19 protein-coding genes are annotated in these 21,789 nt (G+C 65.7%); 8 read left to right on the top strand and 11 right to left on the bottom strand.

The genetic code is table 11. The features are described 5' to 3' along the window. Positions 1–2 precede the first annotated feature (2 nt). The 10 genes from ACXAJT_RS10705 to ACXAJT_RS10660 all read right to left on the bottom strand — a co-directional run bounded on the left by ACXAJT_RS10705 (position 3) and on the right by ACXAJT_RS10660 (position 11,010). A complete protein-coding gene (locus ACXAJT_RS10705; RefSeq protein ID WP_475235140.1) occupies positions 3–788 on the bottom strand; it encodes a carnitinyl-CoA dehydratase in 786 nt (261 codons plus the stop codon). Next, positions 785–2,839: an acetate--CoA ligase family protein gene (locus ACXAJT_RS10700; protein ID WP_475235138.1), complete on the bottom strand. Its 2,055-nt coding sequence runs from the start codon at positions 2,837–2,839 to the stop codon at positions 785–787. Before ACXAJT_RS10700 ends, ACXAJT_RS10705 begins: the two co-directional genes overlap by 4 nt. A 3-nt stretch (positions 2,840–2,842) precedes the next feature. After that, the gene (locus ACXAJT_RS10695) at positions 2,843–4,003 is read right to left on the bottom strand and encodes an acyl-CoA dehydrogenase family protein (protein ID WP_475235136.1); all 1,161 of its coding nucleotides are present in this window, start codon (positions 4,001–4,003) and stop codon (positions 2,843–2,845) included. A gap of 80 nt (positions 4,004–4,083) precedes the next feature. Next, a complete protein-coding gene (locus tag ACXAJT_RS10690) occupies positions 4,084–4,896 on the bottom strand; it encodes an ABC transporter permease (protein WP_475235134.1) in 813 nt (270 codons plus the stop codon). Further along, a complete protein-coding gene (locus tag ACXAJT_RS10685) occupies positions 4,893–5,702 on the bottom strand; it encodes an ABC transporter permease (RefSeq protein WP_475235130.1) in 810 nt (269 codons plus the stop codon). Before ACXAJT_RS10685 ends, ACXAJT_RS10690 begins: the two co-directional genes overlap by 4 nt. 56 nt (positions 5,703–5,758) lie before the next feature. Further along, positions 5,759–6,871, bottom strand: a complete 1,113-nt coding sequence (locus ACXAJT_RS10680) for an ABC transporter substrate-binding protein (protein ID WP_475235128.1) — start codon at positions 6,869–6,871, stop codon at positions 5,759–5,761. Positions 6,872–6,985: 114 nt separating this feature from the next. After that, complete coding sequence (locus tag ACXAJT_RS10675) at positions 6,986–8,017, bottom strand: ABC transporter ATP-binding protein (protein ID WP_475235127.1); 1,032 nt, start codon at positions 8,015–8,017, stop codon at positions 6,986–6,988. Between the two features lie 104 nt (positions 8,018–8,121). Then, positions 8,122–9,099 carry a LysR substrate-binding domain-containing protein gene (locus ACXAJT_RS10670; RefSeq protein ID WP_475235126.1) on the bottom strand — a complete coding sequence of 326 codons (978 nt, stop codon included), beginning with the start codon at positions 9,097–9,099 and terminating at the stop codon, positions 8,122–8,124. A gap of 37 nt (positions 9,100–9,136) precedes the next feature. After that, positions 9,137–9,883, bottom strand: a complete 747-nt coding sequence (locus ACXAJT_RS10665) for a class II aldolase/adducin family protein (protein ID WP_475235125.1) — start codon at positions 9,881–9,883, stop codon at positions 9,137–9,139. Further along, the gene (locus ACXAJT_RS10660) at positions 9,880–11,010 is read right to left on the bottom strand and encodes a TauD/TfdA family dioxygenase (RefSeq protein WP_475235124.1); all 1,131 of its coding nucleotides are present in this window, start codon (positions 11,008–11,010) and stop codon (positions 9,880–9,882) included. Before ACXAJT_RS10660 ends, ACXAJT_RS10665 begins: the two co-directional genes overlap by 4 nt. Before the next feature lie 125 nt (positions 11,011–11,135). Between ACXAJT_RS10660 and ACXAJT_RS10655 the strand changes: the two genes are divergently transcribed. The 3 genes from ACXAJT_RS10655 to ACXAJT_RS10645 all read left to right on the top strand — a co-directional run bounded on the left by ACXAJT_RS10655 (position 11,136) and on the right by ACXAJT_RS10645 (position 14,631). Beyond that, positions 11,136–12,062, top strand: coding sequence for a LysR substrate-binding domain-containing protein (locus tag ACXAJT_RS10655; RefSeq protein ID WP_475235122.1), 927 nt, complete (start codon positions 11,136–11,138; stop codon positions 12,060–12,062). 181 nt (positions 12,063–12,243) lie between these two features. Further along, complete coding sequence (locus ACXAJT_RS10650; protein WP_475235120.1) at positions 12,244–13,395, top strand: mandelate racemase/muconate lactonizing enzyme family protein; 1,152 nt, start codon at positions 12,244–12,246, stop codon at positions 13,393–13,395. Positions 13,396–13,707: 312 nt separating this feature from the next. Continuing rightward, entirely contained in the window at positions 13,708–14,631 is a 924-nt protein-coding gene (locus ACXAJT_RS10645) for a GNAT family N-acetyltransferase (protein ID WP_475235117.1), read from the top strand. 71 nt (positions 14,632–14,702) lie between these two features. Here the strand turns inward: ACXAJT_RS10645 and ACXAJT_RS10640 are convergent, their stop codons facing one another. Beyond that, entirely contained in the window at positions 14,703–16,004 is a 1,302-nt protein-coding gene (locus tag ACXAJT_RS10640; RefSeq protein ID WP_475235115.1) for an NAD(P)/FAD-dependent oxidoreductase, read from the bottom strand. A gap of 196 nt (positions 16,005–16,200) precedes the next feature. Between ACXAJT_RS10640 and ACXAJT_RS10635 the strand changes: the two genes are divergently transcribed. From ACXAJT_RS10635 to ACXAJT_RS10615, 5 genes are all read left to right on the top strand, one after another. Then, entirely contained in the window at positions 16,201–16,569 is a 369-nt protein-coding gene (locus ACXAJT_RS10635; protein WP_475235114.1) for a cupin domain-containing protein, read from the top strand. 195 nt (positions 16,570–16,764) lie between these two features. After that, positions 16,765–18,141 carry an aminotransferase class III-fold pyridoxal phosphate-dependent enzyme gene (locus ACXAJT_RS10630; protein ID WP_475235113.1) on the top strand — a complete coding sequence of 459 codons (1,377 nt, stop codon included), beginning with the start codon at positions 16,765–16,767 and terminating at the stop codon, positions 18,139–18,141. Then, the gene (locus ACXAJT_RS10625; RefSeq protein ID WP_475235112.1) at positions 18,138–19,049 is read left to right on the top strand and encodes a 2-hydroxyacid dehydrogenase; all 912 of its coding nucleotides are present in this window, start codon (positions 18,138–18,140) and stop codon (positions 19,047–19,049) included. Before ACXAJT_RS10630 ends, ACXAJT_RS10625 begins: the two co-directional genes overlap by 4 nt. A gap of 276 nt (positions 19,050–19,325) precedes the next feature. Then, positions 19,326–20,057, top strand: coding sequence for an HAD-IA family hydrolase (locus ACXAJT_RS10620; RefSeq protein ID WP_475235111.1), 732 nt, complete (start codon positions 19,326–19,328; stop codon positions 20,055–20,057). 65 nt (positions 20,058–20,122) lie between these two features. Further along, positions 20,123–21,730, top strand: a complete 1,608-nt coding sequence (locus ACXAJT_RS10615) for an ABC transporter substrate-binding protein (RefSeq protein WP_475235109.1) — start codon at positions 20,123–20,125, stop codon at positions 21,728–21,730. Positions 21,731–21,789 lie beyond the last annotated feature (59 nt).

Here is a 21,789-nt window from a genome sequence, read left to right as displayed (position 1 = left end):
CCTTACCGGCCGGTCCAAACCGGGTCGCGTTTTTCGGCGAAGGCGCGAGCGCCTTCCTTCTGGTCCTCGGAGCGGTAGAGCCGCTCGACCGTCTCGAACTGGCTGCCGTTGATCCGGTTTAGCGCGTCCTGGAACTTCATATCCTCGGCTTCGCGGGCGATCTCCTTGATCGCGGCAAAGACCAGCGGCGGCCCGGCGGCCAGGTCGTCGGCCATCTTGCGCGCCTCGGCCATCAGATCGGCGGCGGGCACGATGCGGTTGATCAGCCCCCAGCGGTGGGCCTCCTCCACGTCGAACCAGCGGCCAGTGTAGAGCAGCTCCATCGCGATATGATAGGGGATGCGCTTGGGCAGTTTCAGCGTCGCGGCGTCGGCCACGGTGCCAGACTTGATCTCGGGCAGCGCAAAAGAGGCGTGATCGGCGGCAAGGATGATGTCGGCGCTGATCGCCAGTTCCAGACCACCGCCGCAGGCGATGCCGTTGACCGCGGCGATCACCGGCTTGTTCAGCCCGCGCAGTTCCTGCAGGCCGCCGAAGCCGCCCTTGCCGTAATCGCCATCGGCCCCCTCGCCACCGGCGGCGGCCTTGAGGTCCCAGCCCGGGCAGAAGAATTTCTCGCCCGCGCCGGTGATGACCGCAACGCGCAGGTCCGGATCGTCGCGGAAGTCGGTGAAGATCTCGCCCAGCTCGCGGCTCGTGGCCATGTCGATCGCATTGGCCTTGGGCCGGTTCAGCGTCACCTCGAGCACCGCGCCGCGGCGCTCGGTGAGCACGTTCGAAGAGGTCATTGGCTCTCTCCCATCCTGATGAGTGCATCCGCCGCCACCGCGCCCGCGGCGCGGCAGATCAGCGGGTTGATTTCGATTTCATGCAAGCTGTCCGCGTAGCCGCGGACCAGTTCCTGCAGCGCCATGATCGTGTCGAGCACCGCCTCCATGTCCGCCGCCGGGCGTCCGCGGTAGCCGGTGAGCAGAGCGCCGGTGCGCAGCCCTGTGAGGGCGCCTTGCACCTCGTCGCGGCTGGCGGGGATCAGCAGCGAGGCGGTGTCGCCGATCAACTCGGTCAGGATCCCGCCCAGCCCCAGCGTCAGCACGAAGCCATGCGCCGGATCGCGGGTCACACCGATCAGCAGTTCGGCGACGGTGCCGGTGATCATCTCTTCGACAAGGAAGCTTTTCGCGGGCATGCCCGCCGCCGCCTCGGTCACCGCCTCGCGGCAGTCGAGATTGAGCGCCACCGCCCCGGCCTCGGTTTTATGGGCGATGCCCTCGCCTTTCAGCACCACCGGAAAGCCGATGGCAGAGGCGCGGGCCCCGGCGGTTTCGGCGCAGTCGGCCCGGTCGGCTTTCGGCACCCGGATGCCGGCCTCGCGCAGCAGCGCCTTGGCCTCGGCCTCGGGGTAGATGCGGGGGGTGCCTTGGCCGCGCTGCGGCATCAGCACCGGCGCGGGCGGGCAATTGTCGCCCGTGCTGCGCGTGCCGACCTGCGCGGCGGCCCGGATCGCCCGCAGCGCCTCGCCCATGCCGCAGAGCGGGGTGATCCCCAAATCAAGCGCCTTGCCAGCCACCGCCTCGGGCAAGCCCTCGGCCAGCAGCGAGACCAGCGCCATCGGCGTGCCGGTGGTGGTCTTGGTGGCCGCAACCGCGCGCAGCACCTGATCATAATCGGGCGCGGTGAACCGGTCGTCGCGCGGATAGTCGATCACCACGCAGCCAAGTGCCAGATCGGCATCGCACAGCGCGGTGAAGGTGGCCTCGAGCGCCGCCTCGTCGCCCCAGATGTAGGTGTTGTAGTCGAGCGGGTTGGCCAGCGCGACCTTGGGCCCGAGCGCACCGCGCAGGGCGGTTTTCTGGCTTTCCCCGAGCGGCGGGAAATCCACGCCGACGCCCTCGCCCATATCGGCCATCAGCGAGGCCTCGCCGCCCGAGCAGGAGGCCGAGGCGATGCGCGCCGACGCCAAGCCACCGGTGACATGCAGCAGCTTCAGCGTCTCCACCAGTTCCGAGGGCGTGTCGACCTGTGCCATGCCAAGCCGGCGCAGCAGCGCCCGCGCCCCGGCATCGCTGCCGGTCAGTGAGGCGGTGTGCGACACCGCCGCCTCCTGCGCCTGCTGCGACGCGCCAACCTTCAGCGCGACGATGGGTTTGCCCAGTTCCTGCGCCCGGCGGGCCAGCCCTTCGAAGGCCGGCAGGTCGCTGATGCCTTCGATGTGCAGACCCAGCGCGGTGATACGCGGGTCTTCCAGCAGGGCAATCCCAAGATCGGCCATCGAGGTCTGTGCCTGATTGCCCGCCGCCACGACGGCTGCCAGCGGCAGGCCGCGGCGCTGCATGGTGAGGTTTATCAGCACGTTCGACGACTGTCCGATGACGGCGACGCCGCTGTCCACCGGCGCCATGCCGTGCCGGTCCGGCCAGAGCGCCACGCCGTCGAGCGCGTTGACGATGCCATAGCAGTTCGGCCCCAGAACCCGCATGTCGCCAGCAGCAGCGACCAGCCGCGCCTGCAGCGCATCGCCATCGGCAAGCTCGGAGACAGCCTCGCTGAACCCGGCGGCAAAGCAGACCGCGCCGCCGCAGCCCATCGCCGACAGCTCGCCCGCGATCTGCACCGAAAGCTCGCGGTTGACGCCAATGAAGGCAGCATCCGGCACGCCCGGCAGGGAGGTAAGGTCCGGGTAGGCAGGCAGTCCGCCCACCTCGGATTTCTTCGGGTGCACCGGCCAGATCGGCCCGTTGAAGCCGGTTTCACGGCATTGGCGCACCACGCTCTCGCACCAAGTGCCGCCGCCGATCACGGCGATGGCCTTGGGCGAGAGGAAACGGCTGAGCGGCTGCATGGATCAGGCTCCCAGCGGCCGGAAAATCTCCCGGCTGATGATGTGACGCTGGATCTCCGACGTGCCGTCCCAAATCCGCTCGACGCGGGCGTCGCGCCAGAACCGTTCGATCGGCAGCTCGTCCATCAGCCCCATGCCGCCGTGGATTTGCAGCGCCGCATCGGTGACGCGCGCCAGCATTTCCGAGGCATAGACCTTGGCCGAGGCGATCTCGCGGTTCGCCGGCAGCCCCTGATCAAGACGCCACGCCGAGGAAAGTGTCAGCATGTCGGCGGCGTCGATCTCGGTGATCATATCGGCGATCTGGAAGCTGACGCCCTGAAACTTGCCGATCGGCTGGCCGAACTGTTTGCGCTCGGCGGCGTAGCTCACGGCGTGGTCGAACACCCGGCGGGCGCGCCCGACCGAGTTCGTCGCCACGGTGATGCGGGTGGCATAAAGCCATTCGTTCATCACGTCGAAGCCGCCATCGACCTCGCCCAGCACCTGCGCGTCCGAAAGGCGGCAGTTGTCGAAATAGAGGATGCTGTTCTGATAACCCCGGTGCGAAACCGAGTTGTAACCGCGGGCGATCTCGAAGCCGGGGGTGCCACGATCGACGAGGAAACAGGTGATCCGCTTTTTCGGGCCGCGCGGTGTCTCGTCGACGCCGGTGGCGACGAAGACGATCACGAAATCAGCATGTTCTGCGCCAGAGATGAAGTGCTTCGAGCCGTTGATCACCCAGTCGCCGCCGTCGCGCACCGCGGTGCATTTCATCCCGCGCACATCCGAGCCCGCGTCGGGCTCGGTCATCGCCAGCGCGTCCATCTTCTCGCCGCGCACGGCGGGCATCAGGTATTTTTCGATCTGCTCGCCTTCGCAGGCCATCAGGATGTTCTGCGGTCGTCCGAAGAAATGGGTCAGCGCCATCGAGCCGCGGCCCAGTTCACGCTCGACCAACGCGAACTCGAGGTGCGACAAGCCCGGCCCGCCGACACTTTCCGGGAAGTTCGAGGCGTAAAAGCCCAGATCAAGGCACTTTTGCTTGATTTCTTGCCCGATCTCGGCGGGAACCTCGCCGCGGCGTTCCACCTCTGCCTCATGCGGGTAGATCTCGTTTTCGACGAAGCTGCGGACGGTGGAGACGATCATCTCCTGTTCTTCGGTCAGTCCAAAATGCATGTCGGACCCTCTTATTTTGTCTTGGGTATGTCTGGGGTTTTGCGGGGTCTCCCGCGCCGCGTTGGGCGCGGGAGACGGGATCAGCGGGCGGCGCGGTCCTTGCGCAGCAGCAGCAGGGCGCGGGCGATGACCAGCATGCTGACCACAAGGATCAACAGCACCGAGAGCGCGGCGATCGAGGGGTCGACGTTGTCGCGCAGGCCCATCCACATGCGGCGCGGCAGGGTGATGGTCTCGACCGAGGTGACAAAGAGCGTCACGCCGATCTCGTCCCAACTGAGCAGGAAGCACAGGAAGAACGCGCCCAGCAGGCCAAAGCGGATGTTGGGCAGGATCACCCCGAAGATGCGGGTGGGCACGCCGGCACCCATCGACTGCGCGGCAAGATCCATGCGCCGGTCGATCTGGCTCAGAGAGACCATGACCACGACCACCGCGTAGGGCACGATCATCACCATATGGGCGAGGATGACGCCGCCGAGGCTGTCGTAGGCAATGAAACTGTTCCACTGCGACAGCTTGTTGAGGAAGAAGTAGAGCGTCAGCGAGGAGACAACCGGCGGCGCCACCATCGGCAGCAGCACGAAGCCGGTCATCAGCCCGGCAAACCGCGGCCGCAGCATCCACAGGCCGATGCAGAAGGCGGCGGCCAGCGCAACGGCCAGCAGGCTGGCGATCCCCCCCACCTGCACCGAGGTGAGCAGGCTGCTGAGCCACTCGGGGTCTTCCCACAGCGCCTGATAGTGGCGCAGCGAGTATTCCCCGTCAGGCAGGCTGAGATACCGCCGCGAGGTGAAACTCACCGGCACCACTGCGATCAGCGGCATCAGCAGGAAGAGCGAGACCAGCGCGGTGAGCAGCGTGGCGAGGCGGCCGGGATGCAGTTTGATCATTTCGCCATCTCCCCGTAGCGGCGCATCAGCAGCACGAGGATGCCGCCCACCGCAAGCATCAGGATCACGCTCATCGCGGCGGCCATGCCCCATTGCGGGATCTGGAAAATCCACAGGTAGATCAGCTCGGCGATCAGCACCGACTGCCCGCCGCCGAGAAGTGCGGGGGTGACGAAGAACCCGACCGAGAAGACAAAGACCAGCAAGGTTGCGCCCATGATGCCGCTGGCGGTCATCGGCAGGAACACCTGCCAGAAGATACGCAGCCGCGAGGCGCCCATGCCGTCGGCGGCGGTCAGCACGCGCTCGTCGACGTTGCGCATGGCCGTGGCCAGCGGGAAGACCGCAAAGGGAATGAGATAGTGGGACATGCCGACGATCACCGCGAATTCATTGCGGGTCATCTGCAGCGAGGTCTCGATCAGCCCGAGGTCCTTCATCCATGTGTTCAGCAGGCCGCGGTTCGACAGCATCGACATCCAGCCGAAGGCGCGGCTGAGGACGGAGATCCAGAAGGGGATCATGATGCACAGCTCGGTCAGGCTGCGCACCAGCGGACGGCCACGGACCCAAAGAAGGGTGATGATATAGGCGGCTGCGACCGAAACGGCGGTAACGATCACGCAGATCCGCAGCGTGCGCCAGATCACGCTTTGCGTCAGCGGATCGGAGAGCACGTGTTGATACTGGCCGAGCCCGGGGTCGGGATCGGTGAGGCTGAGCTGCATGATCCCGAGGAAGGGCAGCAGGTAGCTGCCTCCGAGAAACAGCAGCACGGGGCATATCAGGAAGATATAGGCGCGCATGGAGGCTCCTTGGTGCCGCCCCGCGACGGGTCGCAGGGCGGCGGGGGGGGACGGGATCAGGCGGAGATGATCTGCAGGTAGGTGTCGAGCGCCGTGCTGTAGTTCTCTTCGTACCAGTCCATGTTCAGCGCGGTTTGATTCGGCAGGTTCGCAGGATCCATCGGGTTGAACATACGCTCTTCCTCGGGGATCAGCGCGTCGGCCGCCGGGTTGCTCGGGCCGTTGCCAAGCATCTGGAACAGCACCACCTGACGCTCGGGCTCTTGGGTGGCCGCGATGTAGCGCATTGCCGCCTCGGTGCCGCCCGGGTTGCCCTTGAGCACGCCAATGCCGCCCGGCCCGATGATGCCGTCGTCCCATGTGAAGGTGATCTCACCCTCGGTGTCCTTGTGCAGAAGGCTTGCCCGGGTGTTCCAGATCAGCGCCATCGACACGTCGCCATTGAGCAGCAGCGACTGGCTTTCGGCGCCACCGCCCCAGAACGCACCGATGTGCTCCTTGAAGCCTTCGATCTTCTTGTGCGCGCGCTCGAGGTCGAGCGGGTAGAGATCTTCCGGTGCCACGCCGTCGGCGAGCAGCGCCGCCTCCCACATGCCCGCGCCCCATTTGTACATGGCGCGCTTGCCCGGGAACTTCTCGGCGTCAAAGAAATCGGCCAGCGAGGTCGGCGGCGTGTCGAACTGCGTGGCGTCATAGGCGATGACGTAGGAATAGAAGTAGCAGGACGAGGAATACTCCCAGCCAAAGCCTTCCCGTTGCTTTGCGGGATCGACGATGCTGTAGTCGATCGGCTCCATCATGTCCTTGCGCCCCAGCGCCTGCGACGAGAAGGGTTCGGCGTCCACGAGGTCCCATGTCGGGCGGCCGCCCTGCACCTGCGCGGTGATCGCGCCTTCGGTCGGGCCGGAGCCATCGTAGAGCACGCGGATGCCGGTCTCTTCTGTGAACGGCGTGCCGAAGGCTTCGTCCATGGCGTCAAGCGCATCGCCGCCCCAGTTGACAAAGACCAGACGGCCCTCTTGCGCCTGCGCGCCATTGCCCGCGAGGCCGAGCGCCGTGGTGCCCATCAGCGCGCCAAAGCCCTGCAGCATCTGGCGGCGCGAGATCTGGCCTTTGGCCTGACGCTCTTTGAGGATTTCGACGCAATCGTTCTGGAAGTGGCTGTTCATGTTCTCACCTGTCGTTTCGTTTCTTGATGGGAGGAGGGTGTCATGACGACACAGCTTCCCCGCCCCGGCGCGCATGGCGCACCGGATCTCAGGGCGGGGCATTCTGGAGGGGTGTCAGACGGCGAAGCTGTCGTTCACGTCCCAGGCGACACGGACCTCTGCACCCGGCTGTGGCGCTGCGGGGCCGGCGCCATTGTCGAGGTAGAGCATCAGTTCCTCGCCGCCCTGCGTTTGCAGCAGCAGGCGGGACTTCGAGCCGAGATAAACCCGGTCGCGCAGACGCACCGGCAGCTGGTTCGCATCGCCGTCAGCAGCGAGGCGCATGTGCTCGGGGCGCACCGCCAGATGACCGAAGCCCGCGGCATTGTGCGGCAACTGGATCGGCGTTCCGGCAACCCCGGTGGCACCGTCGAGGCTGAGGATGTTGATGTCGCCAAGGAACTCTGCGGTAAAGCGGTTGGCGGGCCGTTCGTAAACTTCGTCCGGTGTGCCAAGCTGTTGCAACTCGCCGTGGTTGAAGATGGCGATGCGCGACGACAGCGCCAGCGCCTCTTCCTGATCGTGGGTGACGAAGACGAAGGTGGTGCCCAGCTCGCGGTGCAGGCGGCGCAGTTCTTCCTGCATCTGTCCGCGCAGGTTCTTGTCGAGCGCCGAGAAGGGCTCGTCGAGCAGCAGCACCTTAGGCTCGTAGGCCAACGCACGGGCCAGCGCAACGCGCTGCTGCTGGCCACCAGAGAGCGCGCGGGGCTTCTTGGTTTCATGCCCGGAGAGGCCGACCATATCGATCATCTGCGCCACGCGATCCGCGATCTGCGCCTTGGACCGCTTCTGCACCTTCAGCGGGAAGGCGATGTTCTCGGCCACCGTCAGGTGCGGGAAGAGCGCGTAGCCCTGAAAGACCATGCCAAAGCCGCGCTGTTTTGCCGGCCAATCGGTCATGTCCTCCCCGTCGAGCATAAGCCGACCCGAGGTGGGTGCCTCATAGCCGCCGAGCAGTGTCAGGAATGTGGTTTTACCCGAGCCCGAAGGACCCAGAAGAGAGAGGAATTCGCCTTCGGCAACTCCAAGGGAGACGTCGCTCAACGCGCTGAATTTACCAAACTTTTTTCCGACCGAACAGGCTTCGATCTGCGTTGTGTTCACCACAATCGCCTCGCTTTTTTCGTTCTTGTCCGTTGTGCGGCGAACGTGCCGGAGGCCTGCAGTGAGCGCAAATGAAACTTATTGGGGCGCTCGACAAATTCTATTTGTCACGCATCGTGCTTCGGGTGAAAGCGGCTCATTTCAATTCGGCTTTTCAACCAGTTATGAAACTCAATGACGATCGGATTTCCGAGGTTTTCCTCCGGCGTGCAAAGAAAATAACCCGTGTCGGCGTGAAGCGAGGGGGCGAACGGGCGCATCAGCTTGCCCTCTCGCAACTCCTTTCGCCACAGCACGGTGTCGCCGATCGCGATTCCTTCGCCTGCCAGAACGGCGGTATGGACGATGTTCATATCCGAGTAGCAGATACCGCGATGCGCGTTCTCCGGCGGCAGGCCGGACAGCTGCATCCAATCCTCCCAATCGGTGAAATCGCTCATGTGCAGCAGCGTTGCCGCCTTGAGAATGCCGAGGTCGTTGAAGTTCTTGAACTGGCTCAGATAGGCCGGGCTGCACAGCGGGGTGAATTCCACCGACAGCAGCGGCTCGACCACCAAGTGGGCGCGAGGTTCGTGCCCGAAGGTGATGAACGTGTCGACCTCGGGGTTGTTGGTGTCGGCAAGGTTATGGGTGCTCACCACGTTGAGCACCACCTCGGGGTTCTCGGCCAGAAAATCCCCGATGTGCAGGCACAGCCATGCCGAGGCGAAGCCCGGTGGCGCGCTGACCGTCAGGCGCCCGGTCAGCCCATGCTGCGAGACGCGCGCCGTCGAGGTGGCGATCATGCTCAGCGCCCGGCGCACATCTTCGGCGTAGGCCCGGGCGCGCGGCGTGATCTCGGTGCGGTTGCCGGTGCGTTCGAGGATCTTGAAGCCAAGATCGGCTTCGAGCATGCGCAGCTGGTGGCTGATAGCGCTGCGGGTCACGTTAAGCTCGGCGGCAGCGCGCCAGAGCGCGCCGTTGCGGGCCACACTTTCAATCGCGCGCAGCGCCTGAATGGATGGGAAGCGTTTGATGGGGGGCCTCGTCTGCTTTGGACTGCCGCTGCTTAGCGCAGCGCCGCCCCGGGGGCGAGCCCCCTGCACGGGGCGAAGCAGGTGAACGGGCCTCGCCCCGGAGTTCTTAAAGCGTGGGCACCTGCGATTTCAGGAACGCAAAGTGCCGCTCTGCCATGCCTCGATAGGCGCGCCAGCCGTCGGCGGTGTTCTGCGCCACCGCGTCAGAAAGCACCGACAGCGGTGCGCCGGTCGACCGTGCGAGGATCAGCGTCTGCGCCGCCTTCTCGAAGAAGTAGAGGTCCTCATAGGCCTCGGCCACGGTCTCGCCGACCACGGTGACGCCATGGTTGCCCATCACCAGCACCGATTTGTCGCCCAGCGAGTCCGCCAGCCGCTCGCCCTCTTCCTCGGCATCGGCGATGCCGCCGAAGTCGCGATCATAGGCGGTGCGCCCGTAGAACCGCGCGGTGTTGTTGTCGATCGGCACGATGGTGGGATCGGCAAGGCAAGACAGCGCCGTAGCATAGGGCGCGTGGCAATGCAGGATCACCTTCGCCTCGGGCTTCTTGCGATGCAGTGTGCCGTGTACGCACCATGCCGACGCGTCGGGCGCATTTGGGCCCTCCAGAACCGTCTCATCGCTGCTGTCGAGCAGCAGTAGATCCTCGGGCCGGATCGTCGCGAAGTGCTGCCAGCACGGATTGAGCAAGAAGCGCGCGCCATCCTCCGAGACGGCGGCGCTGAAGTGATTGCCGACGGACTCGCTCCAGCCCATCTGGTGGCAGATGCGGAAGGCCGCGGCGAGGTCCTGCCGCAGCGCGGCAGGGTCTTCGGCGTTCTCCGTCAGGGTGTGCAGGGGGACGCTGCTCATGCCTTGAACCGCCCCTCGCTGACCAGCGCGCGATAGGTCGAGCGCATCTCGGCACGGTCGGTGTAGCAGCCGCGCAGATAACGATCGCCGCTGGTGGCCGAATAGGCGGCGCGGCCATGCACGATGCGGTGGTTGTCGAACACCATGCACTCGCCCGCCTTCATCACGAACTGCATCATGTACTTTTCTTCCTGCAGCATCCGACCAAAGCGGCAGAAGGCCGGATAATAGTCGTCGAGCAGCGCCTGATCGAGGTCGATGAAATCAAGCATGTGCTGGCTAATCGTCAGGCCCGAGACCTCGCCGTGCTGGTCAAGCTCGATCACGGTCTGCCGCGAGCGCATGTCGTAGCTGTCATGCTCGCAGTAAAAGGGCACCGGCACCTCCGACAGCAGCTTGAAGCCTTCGGGATCGCGCGCCCGGAAGTCGTTGGCCACCGCCACACCGTCGGAATAAAGGCTGCCGCCGCCCTGCACCGTGTTGGCCCGGCAGTGCAGGAACTGAACGCCCGGCGCGTGCTCTTCGGCGGGGGTGTCGGTGTGCAGCTCCAGCGCGGCAGCGGTATAGGCGGTGTTGGTCGGGTTGATGTGGGTTTTCACATCGAAGTAATCGCCAAAGAACGTCGGGCGCACCTGCCCGATCAGGCTGGCGGTCTCGGTCAGTGCGGCATCGCTGTCGGGCATGTCGGTGACGATGGTGAAGCCTTCGACCAGCATCGCCTCGATCCATTTTGCGCGCACCGCCGGGTCGGCGACAAGCTCGGGCTGGCTGAACCGCGGCACCTGCGGGTAGTGATCGCCGTACCACGCCCGGCGCGGCAGGTCAGAGGGGTCATGGCGCGGCGTCGCCCCGCGGTAGTCTTCGAGCCAACTCAGCGGAAAGCGGGTGACGTGCTCTTCGTCGGCCCATGTGAGCTTAAGCGCATTGCCAACCACCTCGGCGGTCTCGGCGCGGGGCGCGGCCTCAAGGTGGAAAATGTCGAAGCTGCGCTCGCGCGTGTCGGCGTTGAACGAGCTGGGGCAATTGTCGCGCAGCCAGTAGTAGTTAAAGTAATGGCTGGCACCGTCAGAGAGCACAATCTCGAGGCCTTTGTCCTTCAGGACCGGCGCCGCGACCGGGGAGGTCATTACATTCATGTTATATACCAATGCGTTGGATGTGGGCTTGGGAGGTTATGGCAAAACCATCTCACGGCTTCCCATTTCCGAACAGGCCGATTAGCGTGATGCTAAGTTAAGCAACTGGTTATGATATGGACCGCCTGCCCCCACTCCGCCTGCTGACCACCTTCGAGGCGGTCGCGCGCAACGGCTCGATGCAGATGGCCGCCGCGCGGCTCAATGTCACGCAGCCCGCGGTGAGCCAGGCGCTGAAGGCGCTTGAGGACCATGTGGGCGCGCCGTTGGTCGACCGCGCGACCCGCCCGGCCCAGTTGACCGAGGCCGGAGACCTGCTGGCCCGCGCGGTGCGCGACGGGCTGGGGCAGATCGCGGCCGCGCTTGAAGACATCCGCGCGCTCAGCGGTCAGGGCGACAGTCAGGTCACCGTGTCCTGCACGCTGGGGATGGCGACCTACTGGCTGATGCCGCGGCTTCCGGATTTCTACGCCCGCCACCCCGAGATCACCGTCAACGTGCAGGCCCCGGCCACCGATCTGCCGCATCTCTCGCCGGGCATCGACATCGCGATCCGCTACGGCACCGGCGGCTGGCGCGAGGGGCAGACGGTCAGGCTCTTCGACGAGCGGGTCTGCCCCGTGGCCGCGCCGGCGCTGCTCGCGCAACTTCTGGACGAGGGCGTCGGACTGCAGCGCGCGCCGTTGATCCACGTGCGCAGCCCGCACAACCAGCACTGGGCGGGCTGGGAAGACTACCTCAAAGCGCGCCGCATCGAGCGAGGCCGGCTCTCGGGCCAGACCTTCAACAACTACGTGCAGGCAGCGCAGGCGGTGCTGGATGGGCGCGGCGTGATGCTGGGCTGGCGCTCGATCGCCAGCGGCGCGGTGCGCGAGGGCGCGCTCAGCATGTGGCCAGACGCCGAGGTCGACCTCGGAACCTCGTATTTCGTCACTGGCGCCAGCCCCCTTTCGCAGACCGCGCAGGTGTTTCTCGAGTGGATCAAGGGGGCCGCGACCGACACGCATGTCAAAGACCATGCCGCTGACACGGGCGCGCCCTGAGCGGAGACAAACGCCGCGCGCATGAGCTTCGGATCGCTTAAAAAAACAGTTTCTGAGCGCTTATGCATCAGTCTCTAATCGAGCCGCGCGCAGCCCCCCTTTTGGACGCTCGCCATATCTTGCCTCTCTGCCCCTTGGCTTCGAGAAATGAGCCGTCAACAGCCTCGAACGGATTTACTTGATGAAGATTACCAAAATTGACGTGTTCAAGGGGCGCAGCGGCAAGCTCAATCCCATCCTCGTGCGCATCGCCACCGACGCCGATCTTATTGGCTGGGGGGAGGCCGGGGTTGCCTATGGGAAAGGGGCCAGCGCCGCCGCGGGGATGATTTCCGACCTCGCGCCGTCTCTCATCGGAACCGATCCCACCGCCATCGAGGCGTTCCTGACCCGGTGCCACGACCACACCTTCTGGGGCAAGAACGGCGGCACGATCTTCCATGCCGGCGTCAGCGCCTGCGAGATGGCGATGTGGGACATTCTCGGCAAACAGCTGGACGCGCCCATTCAAAAGCTGATGGGCGGCGCGGTGATCGCTGACCTGCCCTGTTACGCGAACGGCTGGTATGAAGCATCGCAGACCCCGGATGACTTCGCCCGGGCCGTCGAGCGACCGATGAAGGACGGCTTCACAGCGATCAAGTTCTATCCGCTCGGGCAGATGGTCGGGCAGAACATGCGGCACGTCAGCAGGCGGCAGATCGACCGGGCGGCGGCTGACCTCGCGGTGGAGCGGGTGCGCGCGGTTCGCGACGCTGTCGGGCCGGACGTGGACATCATGCTCGACCTTTCGGGCGGGATCACCGCCGCCGAGGTCATTGCGCTTTGCCACCGGTTCGCCGAGTTCGACATCCGCTTCGTCGAGGAACCCGTCGACCCGGCGGACCCCGCGGGCCTTGCCGATGTCGCGCGCTCGGTGCCGATGCCGATCGCGGCGGGTGAACGGCACTACACCCGCGAGGGGTTCCGCCCGCTGATGGAGCAGCGCGCGATCAGCATCGCCCAGCCCGACCCCGGCAATACCGGCGGCCTGTCCGAGATGCGCAAGATCGCGGCGATGGCGGAAGCCTTCGGCATGCTGTGCGCGCCGCATGTCTGTGCCTCACCGCTGATGACGGAAGCGGCGCTGCAGGTCGGCACCACCATGCCCAACTTCATGTCGATGGAGCTCTATCCCTATTTTCGCCATCACGACGGCTGGGTCGATTTCGTGCGCAATCCCGCCGAAACGCGGCCAGTGAACGGAATGATCCGGCCCAGCGACGCGCCGGGGATCGGCGTCGAGATCGACGTCGCGCGGATCGAGCCTTGGCACGTCGCCTCGATAACATGACCTGCGAGGCGGCGCTTCGCCCTCTGGGCCTCTCGACTTTCGGCCACGGCGCGCGTTTGGCACATTGGCCACGGTGTGAACGGGTTCAGACCGGCCGGGTCATGGCGCCCTTCACCTCTTGCCGCAGATGGGCCACAAAGCCAGATCGATCTGCCTGCGCCGTCTCTGGCGCATCCCACAGATCGGCATAAAATTCCGGCAGAAGAGACTATTCGGTGGAAAAGGCTTCGCCGATCGCGGGATACTATCGCCGGGACAGGCGCGCGCAAAGCGCCGCGCGCAGGACGCAAAGACGAAGCGAAAGACACGGACATGTGGAGCGAAGAGCGCTACAAAGCCTTCATGGCAAAGCGGACGGTGGACGACGACGACCACCTGCAACTGGAAAGCTACAAGGCGACCATTGAGCCGACGGACCTTTCCAAGCGCGAGTTGCTGCACCAGCTCGCCATGACGGTCTTTTGGCCGCATCGTGGTCGCGACATCGATCTGTTTCTGGCGCTTGGCAAGGGCTACATCGCCTGTGACGAGATCGGACGGCCACTGGCCTCGGCGATGTATTTCCCGATGGGCGACGATTTCGCCATGCTTGGCATGATGGTGGTGACCCCGCGGCTTCAGGCGCAGGGCGCCGGGCGCCGACTGTTGCGCCGGGTCATGCGGGATTGCGCGGGGCGCGATCTGCGCGTCACCTCGACCCGCTCGGGCTTCCGGCTCTATGAATCCGCGGGGTTCGCCCCGATCGCAACGATCTCGCAGCAGCAGGGTATCGTGCAGGCCGTCACGCCCCCGCCCGCGCCCGATGGCGCCCACCTCCGTCCGATGACCGCAGACGATCTTTTGGCCCTCGTGGCGCTTGATCGCAGCGCCTACGGGGCCGACCGCAGCCGGGTCTACGAGCAGCTTCTGAAAGTGTCGGACGGGCTGGTGCTGGAACAGGGCGGTGAGATCACCGGCTTTGCCGTAAAACGACCGTTCGGCAAGGGCACGGTGATCGGCCCGGTTCTCGCGCCCGACGAAACCTCGGCGATCCAGCTCATTGCACCGCTGCTGCAACAGTGCAAGGGCAGATTCGCCCGCGTCGATACGCAAATCGACAGCCCCGCTCTTCGGAACTTTCTGACAGAGGCCGGGCTCGAGGTTGTCGACACCGTGACCGAGATGCGCATCGGCGACTCGCGTCGCAGCCAGACCGGCACCCGCATCTACGCACTCGCCTCGCACTCGCTCGGTTGAGGCCGGCGCCGCGCGAAAGTCAGGGGCCCCCCGAAGGGCCCCTGCGCCACCTTATTGGTCGCGATGAGGCGTCAGGAGAGCCGGTCTTTCAGACCAAAATACATCCCCACCAGCGGCAGGAACCACGGCGTTCCGGTGTGCATCGGGATCGTCGGCCAGCTCAGACCCTCAAGCGGGTTGGTATCGGTCTGCCCCATCGCCATATCTGCCAGCGCCTGCCCGATCAGCGTCGACATCTGAGCACCGTGACCGGAATAGCCCATGCCGTAGATCATCCCATCAACCTCTCCGGCCCGCGGATAACGGTCCTGCGTCATGCCGACGAGCCCGCCCCAGCAATAGTCGATGTCGATATCGGCAAAGCCCGGGAAGATCTCGGCAAAGCTCTTCTTGAGGATCGCGCCTGACTTGGCGTCCGAACGCTGGTCCGAGGTCGCCGAGAACCGCGCCCGACCGCCGAAGATGATGCGGTTGTCGGGCGACAGCCGGATGTAGTTGCCGATGTTCATCGAGGTCACATAGGTGCGGTTCCCCGGTAGGGTTTTTGCCACCTCGGCCTCGGTCAGCGGGCGCGTGGCGATGATGAACGAGCCCACCGAGATGATACGCCGCCGGAAATAGCGGAACGGCGACGGCTTGCCGCGCGCCGCATGGACGCCCGAATATGCGCCCGTCGCCACGATCACCCGCTCGGCGGTCAACTGGCCCTTGGGAGTGCTCAGCAGCCAACCGCTGCCGCTCTTGCTGCGCTCGGTGACCGGCGCGCCTTCCCATATCTTTGCGCCATGGCGATGCGCCGCCTCGGCCAGCCCGGTGACATAGCGGCCCATGTGCATCATCGCGGTCTTTTCATAGAGCATGCCGCCGTGAAAGCCGTCCGACCCGATCTCACCTTCAAGATCGGCCTTGTCGAGCCAGCGTGTCTCGGGATCGACCTCGCGGTTGATCAGCTCGAAATTCGCCTTGAGCCCCGCCACATGCGACGGTTTCGACGCCAGCTTCAGCTTGCCCGCGCGGCGGAAGGCGCAGTTGATGCCCTCTTCGGCGATCACCTGCTCGATCATGTCGATCGAGCGGTCGTAGGCCTTGTAGAGCGCGTGCGCACGCTCTGTCCCGAGATGCTGCTTGGCGCTGGCGTAGCCATGCGCGATGCCGTTGTTCAGATGGCCGCCGTTGCGGCCCGAACCACCGGCGCCAACGTGCTCGGCCTCCAGCAGCGCCACCGAAACGCCCTCGCGCGCCAGCTTGCGCGCCGCGTTGAGACCGGTGAAGCCGCCGCCGATGACGACCACGTCGAAGCGCCCGGCGACCGGACCGGCCTGCGGATTTGCGAAGGCCGGGGCGGTGTCGTGCCAGTAGGACTGATATTTCATGACGAATCCCTGTTTCGAACTCCCCTATCCTCTCGCGGTTGTCGCGAAACCGCCTGCCGCTCTTGCCGGGTGCGGAGCAGGAAATTTCTTTTCCCGCACCCTTGGCGGCACGGGATGCCGATAGCGGCGGATCTTCGGTGCCGACGGCGGGCATGGTTCGCCGAGAGTGGCCGCAAAGACCACGAAAGGATCCAAGATGGCCAAGCTGCTGCCCGTGACCACCGCCCCCGACTTCGCCCCGCGCGAGGATGTCGCGCCCGAAGAGCGCCGCATCGAGGGCGCGCCCGCCTACAAGACTTGGGAGCTCGACGCCGCGATGGCCGAAGCCGCCAAATGGGGCAAAATCCGCACCGGCATCTGGGAAGCGACGCCGGGCAAGACTGTGTCGAAGAAAGGCGAGACCTTCGAGTTCTGTCACATCCTGTCGGGCCGCGTCGAGATCGGCGAAGACGGCGGCGAGACCCATGCCTTCGGCCCCGGCGACAGTTTCATCCTCAAGCCCGGGTTCGTCGGCACGTGGAAGACCCTCGAGACGGTGCGCAAGATCTTCATCATCGCGTCCTGAGGGCCTTTGCGGCGCGCGGCAGGAAATTCGGTGGCGCGCGCCGATTGAACACGAAGCTGCCGCGCGGCTGGTGCCCATCGGCATCACGCCACCGCCGCAGCGCCCTATCCTGATCCCGATTTTCACCCAAACGCCCCGACCGGCCCGCGTTCGCGCCATGACCGACCGAGGCGGCACATCCTTCTGGAGAGCATCATGCTGACCAATTCTCTCGTCGAGCTGGACCGCCGGCACCTCGTTCACCCGGTCTCGTCGTTCAAGGGCCACGAAGAGCGCGGCGTGCGCATCCTGCAATCGGCCAGTGGCGCCCGCGTCACCGACGCCGAGGGCCGCGAACTGATCGACGGCTTCGCCGGCCTGTGGTGCGTCAACGCCGGCTACGGCCACGAAAGCGTGGTCGAGGCCGCGGCCAAGCAGATGCGCGAGCTTCCCTATGCCACCGGGTATTTCGACCTTGGCGCCGAGGCGCCCATCCGGCTGGCGTCGGAACTCGCCGAGCGCAGCCCCGGCGACCTCAACCACGTCTATTTCTCGCTCGGCGGCTCGGATGCGGTCGACAGCTCGGTGCGCTTCATCCGCTACTACTGGCACGCCAAGGGCCAGCCGCAGCGCGACCAGTTCATCTCGATCGCACAGGGCTACCACGGCTCGACCACCGTCGGCGCCGGTCTCACCGCCCTGCCCGGCTTCCACGAGGGCTTCGGCCTGCCCTATGACTGGCAGCACAAGATCTCGTCGCACTACGTCTATCGCAACCCGCTGGGCGACGATCCGCAGGCGATCATCGATGCCTCGGTCGCCGAACTGAAGGCAAAGATCGAAGCCATCGGCCCCGAGCGCGTCGCCGCCTTCTACGCGGAGCCGATCCAGGGCTCGGGTGGTGTGCTGGTGCCGCCCAAGGGCTGGATCAAGGCGATCCGCGATGTCTGCGCAAGCTATGGCGTGCTGTTTGTCGCTGACGAGGTGATCACCGCCTTCGGCCGCACCGGGCCGCTGTTTGCCTCTGAAGAAGAGGGCATCGTGCCCGACTTGCTGACCACCGCGAAAGGTCTGACCTCGGGCTATGTGCCGATGGGCGCCGTGATGATGCGCGACCACGTCTACGAGACCATCGCCGAGGGCGCAGGAGCCAAGGCCGTGGGTCACGGCTTCACCTATTCGGCGCACCCGGTCTCGGCGGCCGTGGCGCTGGAGGTGCTGAAGCTCTACGAGGGCGGGCTGCTGGAAAACGGCGTCAAAGCCGGCGCGCGGCTGATGCAGGGTCTGCAGGGGCTCGCCGATCACCCGCTGGTCGGCGACGTGCGCGGCCGCGGCATGCTCGCGGCGCTCGAACTGGTGGTCGACAAGGACAAGAAGACCCCGCTGCCCGCCGCTGTGCAGCCTGCGACGCGGCTGTTCGACCGCGCCTGGGAGCAGGGGCTGGTGGTGCGGTCTTTCCCGCAGGGCATCTTCGGCTATGCGCCGCCGCTGTGCTGCACCGACGAGGACATCGACGCCATCGTGGCGCGCACCAAAGCGGTGCTGGACCTCACGCTCGAGGACCCGGAGGTCCGCGCGGCGATGGCCGGATGAGCCTGCTGCTTCTCGCCGAACCGCGGCGCGCGGAGGCCTGGAAACAGGTCTTCGACGCGGCGGGCGAAGAGATCGTGCTTGGTGAGGCCGCGGTGCAGGACGCCGCGGCCATCACGCATCTGGCCTGCTGGCAGCCGCCCGCGGACCTCGGGCGCTATCCGAATCTGCGGGTGGTGCTGAGCGTCGGTGCCGGGGTCGATCAGATGCCGCCGCTGCCGCAGGGCGTGGCATTGGCGCGGACCGTTCTGCCCGGCATCACCGACATGGTGCGCGACTGGGTGGTGATGGCCACGCTGATGCTGCACCGGGAGATGCCGCGCTATCTGCAGCAGGCGCGCGAGGGCCGCTGGCAAAGTCACGTCACCCGCCCCGCCGCGACCGCTCGCGTTGGCATTCTTGGCATGGGCCGCATCGGTCGGCAGGTGGCGGGCACGCTGGCAGGACTGGGTTTTGCCGTTTCCGGCTACAGCCGTTCGGGCCGCCCGGTGCCGGAGGCCGACATGTTCGGCCCGGAGCAGCGCGACGCCTTTCTTGGGCAGAGCGATATCCTGATCTGCCTGCTGCCGCTGACCGACGACACCCGTGGGCTGCTGGGGGCCGACCTCTTTGCGCGGCTGCCCCACGGCGCGGCATTGGTGCACGCCGGACGCGGCCCGCAGCTCGACATGACGGCGCTGCGCGCGGCGCTCGACAGCGGCACGCTCGGCGCGGCGATGCTGGATGTCACAGACCCCGAACCGCTGCCCGCCGAACATTGGGCATGGCGGCATCCACAGCTTGTGGTGACGCCGCATGTGGGCTCGGTCACCGAAGATGCCGAGGGCGCGCGGCACGCGCTGGCGGTGATTGCCGCCGACCGTGCGGGCATCGAGATTCCGGGCCTCGTTGACCAGCGGGTGGGCTATTAAGCCCGCCTCGGAGCATGCCGCGCGATATGCCGCGCGACCGCCGAATACGAAAGATTCTGCCGAAAACCCCGCGCCATTTGGCGTTTCACGCGAAGATTTCCCGTCCAGACTGGTCCTTGCGAGGAGAGTTTCGAACGCCGCTTTCCTAGGGAAACTCGGGCGCCCGGCATGAAAACCGCAGAAAATGCGGCACGGCGGGGCCCAAATGACCCGGAAGGCGACCCGGAGAACAATATTCTGCGCCGCACCCGGCGCGTAGAAGAAAGGACCGCCAAGATGGCGACTGAGACCGCAGTGAAACCCCTGACCGCCTTCGGCTACGTCACCTTCGACGTGGTGGGAACGCTCATCGACTTCGAAGGCGCGATCAAGGGCGCGCTGGCCGAGATCGCCGAGAAGGAAGGCATCGAGCTTGACGGCGAGGCCGCGCTCTCGGTCTACCGCGACGCCCGCTACGAGCCGGGCGCGGGCCTCTTCCCCGATGACCTCGGCCGCTGCTATTCGCGCATCGCCGCCGCCTTCGGCCTGCCCGACACCGAGGACTACCGCTCGTTCATGGTCGAACAGGTCGGCGAAGCAAAGCCCTTCCCCGACAGCGCCGAGGCGATGTCGCGCCTGAAGGCGCGCTACAAGCTGATCGCGATGACCAATGCCCGCCGCTGGGCCTTCGACAAATACGCCGAGAAGCTTGGCCAGCCGTTCTGGGCCGGGTTCACCACCGACGACACGGGCACCGAAAAGCCCGATCCGATGTACTTTCAGAAAGTCTTCGAGTTCGTCGAGAAGGACGGTGCCAGCAAGGACGACATCCTGCACACCGCGCAGAGCCAGTACCACGACATCGGCATCTCGCGCGAGCTGGGCATGACCAACGCCTGGATCCAGCGTCGCCACGCGCAGAAGGGCTATGGCGGCACCATCGAGCCGAAGGAATACACCGAGCCCGATTATCACTTTCACGCGCTGATCGAACTGGCCGAGGCCGCCGACGCCGCATTCGACGCGTGATCCATCCGGGCCAAACGGGCATAAAGACCCGTGCGGCCCGCCTTTCACCATCAGGGAGCTGACCCATGACCAAGACACCGACGAACTGGACCGGCCGCGACGACGCGCGCGTCGAGAACATGATCCGCCGCGGCGCGTCGCGCCGCGAGCTTCTCAAGATGCTCATGGCCTCGGGCGTTGGCGCCGCGGCTGGCGGCTCGCTGCTGCTGAAGGCCGGTGCTGCAGTGGCCCAGACGCCGCAGAGCGGCGGCTCGCTGCGTGCCGCCGGCTGGTCCGCCTCGACCGCCGACACGCTTGACCCGGCGCTCGCCTCGCTGTCGACCGACTACGCCCGCATCTGCGCCTTCTACAACCGCCTCACCGTGCTTGATGAGGCGGGTACGGTGCAGATGGAACTGGCCGATAGCGTCTCGTCCGACGACGCGCAGACCTGGGAGATCAAGCTCAAGTCCGGCGTCACCTTCCACGACGGCAAGACCCTGAGCGCCGATGACGTGGTCTACTCGCTGAAGCGTCACCTTGACCCGGCCATCGGCTCCAAGGTCAACGCCATCGCCAGCCAGATGACCGAGATCTCGAAGACCGACGATCTGACCGTGCGCATCGTGCTGTCGGCGCCCAACGCTGACCTGCCGACGATCCTTGCGCTGCATCACTTCATGATCATCGCCGAGGGCACCACCGACTTTAGCACCGCCAACGGCACCGGTGCCTTCATCTGCGAGACCTTCGAACCCGGCGTGCGCTCGGTCGGCGTGAAGAACCCCAACTACTTCAAGGCCGAGGGCCCCTACCTCGACAGCTTCGAGTTCTTCGCCATCGCCGACAACTCGGCACGGGTGAACGCGCTGATGTCCGGCGACATCCAGATCGCCGCCAACGTCAACCCGCGCTCGCTGCGGATGCTCGAAGGTCAGGACGCGATCAAGACCTCGATCACCACCGCCGGCAACTACACCAACCTGAACATGCGTCTCGACATGGAGCCCGGCCAGAACGCCGACTTCGTCGAGGGCATGAAGCATCTCATCAACCGCGAACTGATCCAGAAATCGGTGCTGCGCGGCATGGCAGAGATCGGCAACGACCAGCCCGTCTCGCCCGCCAACCGCTACTACAACACCGAGCTGGCGCCGCGCGCCTTCGATCCGGAAAAGGCCAAGTTCCACTTCGAAAAGGCCGGTCTTCTGGGCACCGAGATCCCGATGGTCTGCTCGGATGCCGCGGCAAGCTCGGTGGATTTCGCCACCGTCATGCAGCAGGCAGGTCGTGATATCGGCATGAACCTCGCGGTGGAGCGTGTGCCCGCCGATGGCTACTGGTCGAACTACTGGCTGAAAGCGCCGATCCACTTCGGTCACATCAACCCGCGCCCGACGCCGGACATCCTGTTCTCGCTGCTCTACGGCTCGGACGCCAAGTGGAACGAGAGCCACTACAGCTCGGAGACCTTCGACAACCTGATGGTCGAAGCGCGCGGCGAGCTCGACGAGGCCAAGCGCACCGAGATGTACTGGACCATGCAAGAGATGATCTCGAACGAGGCGGGCACCATTATCCCGGCCTATATCTCGAACGTCGACGGCATGTCCGCAAAGGTGAACGGCATCAAACCGAGCCCGCTTGGCGGCCTCATGGGCTTTGCCTTCGCCGAGCACGTCTGGCTGAGCTGATCCCAGCCAAGGCCACCGGTCGGCGCGCCCACCGCGCGCCGGCCCCTTCCCCTCTCGCC

The organism is Salipiger sp. ABF4_146 (genome assembly GCF_056161345.1).
Note: the sequence above shows the minus strand (reverse complement) of the source record. Positions and strands in the feature narration are given on the sequence as shown.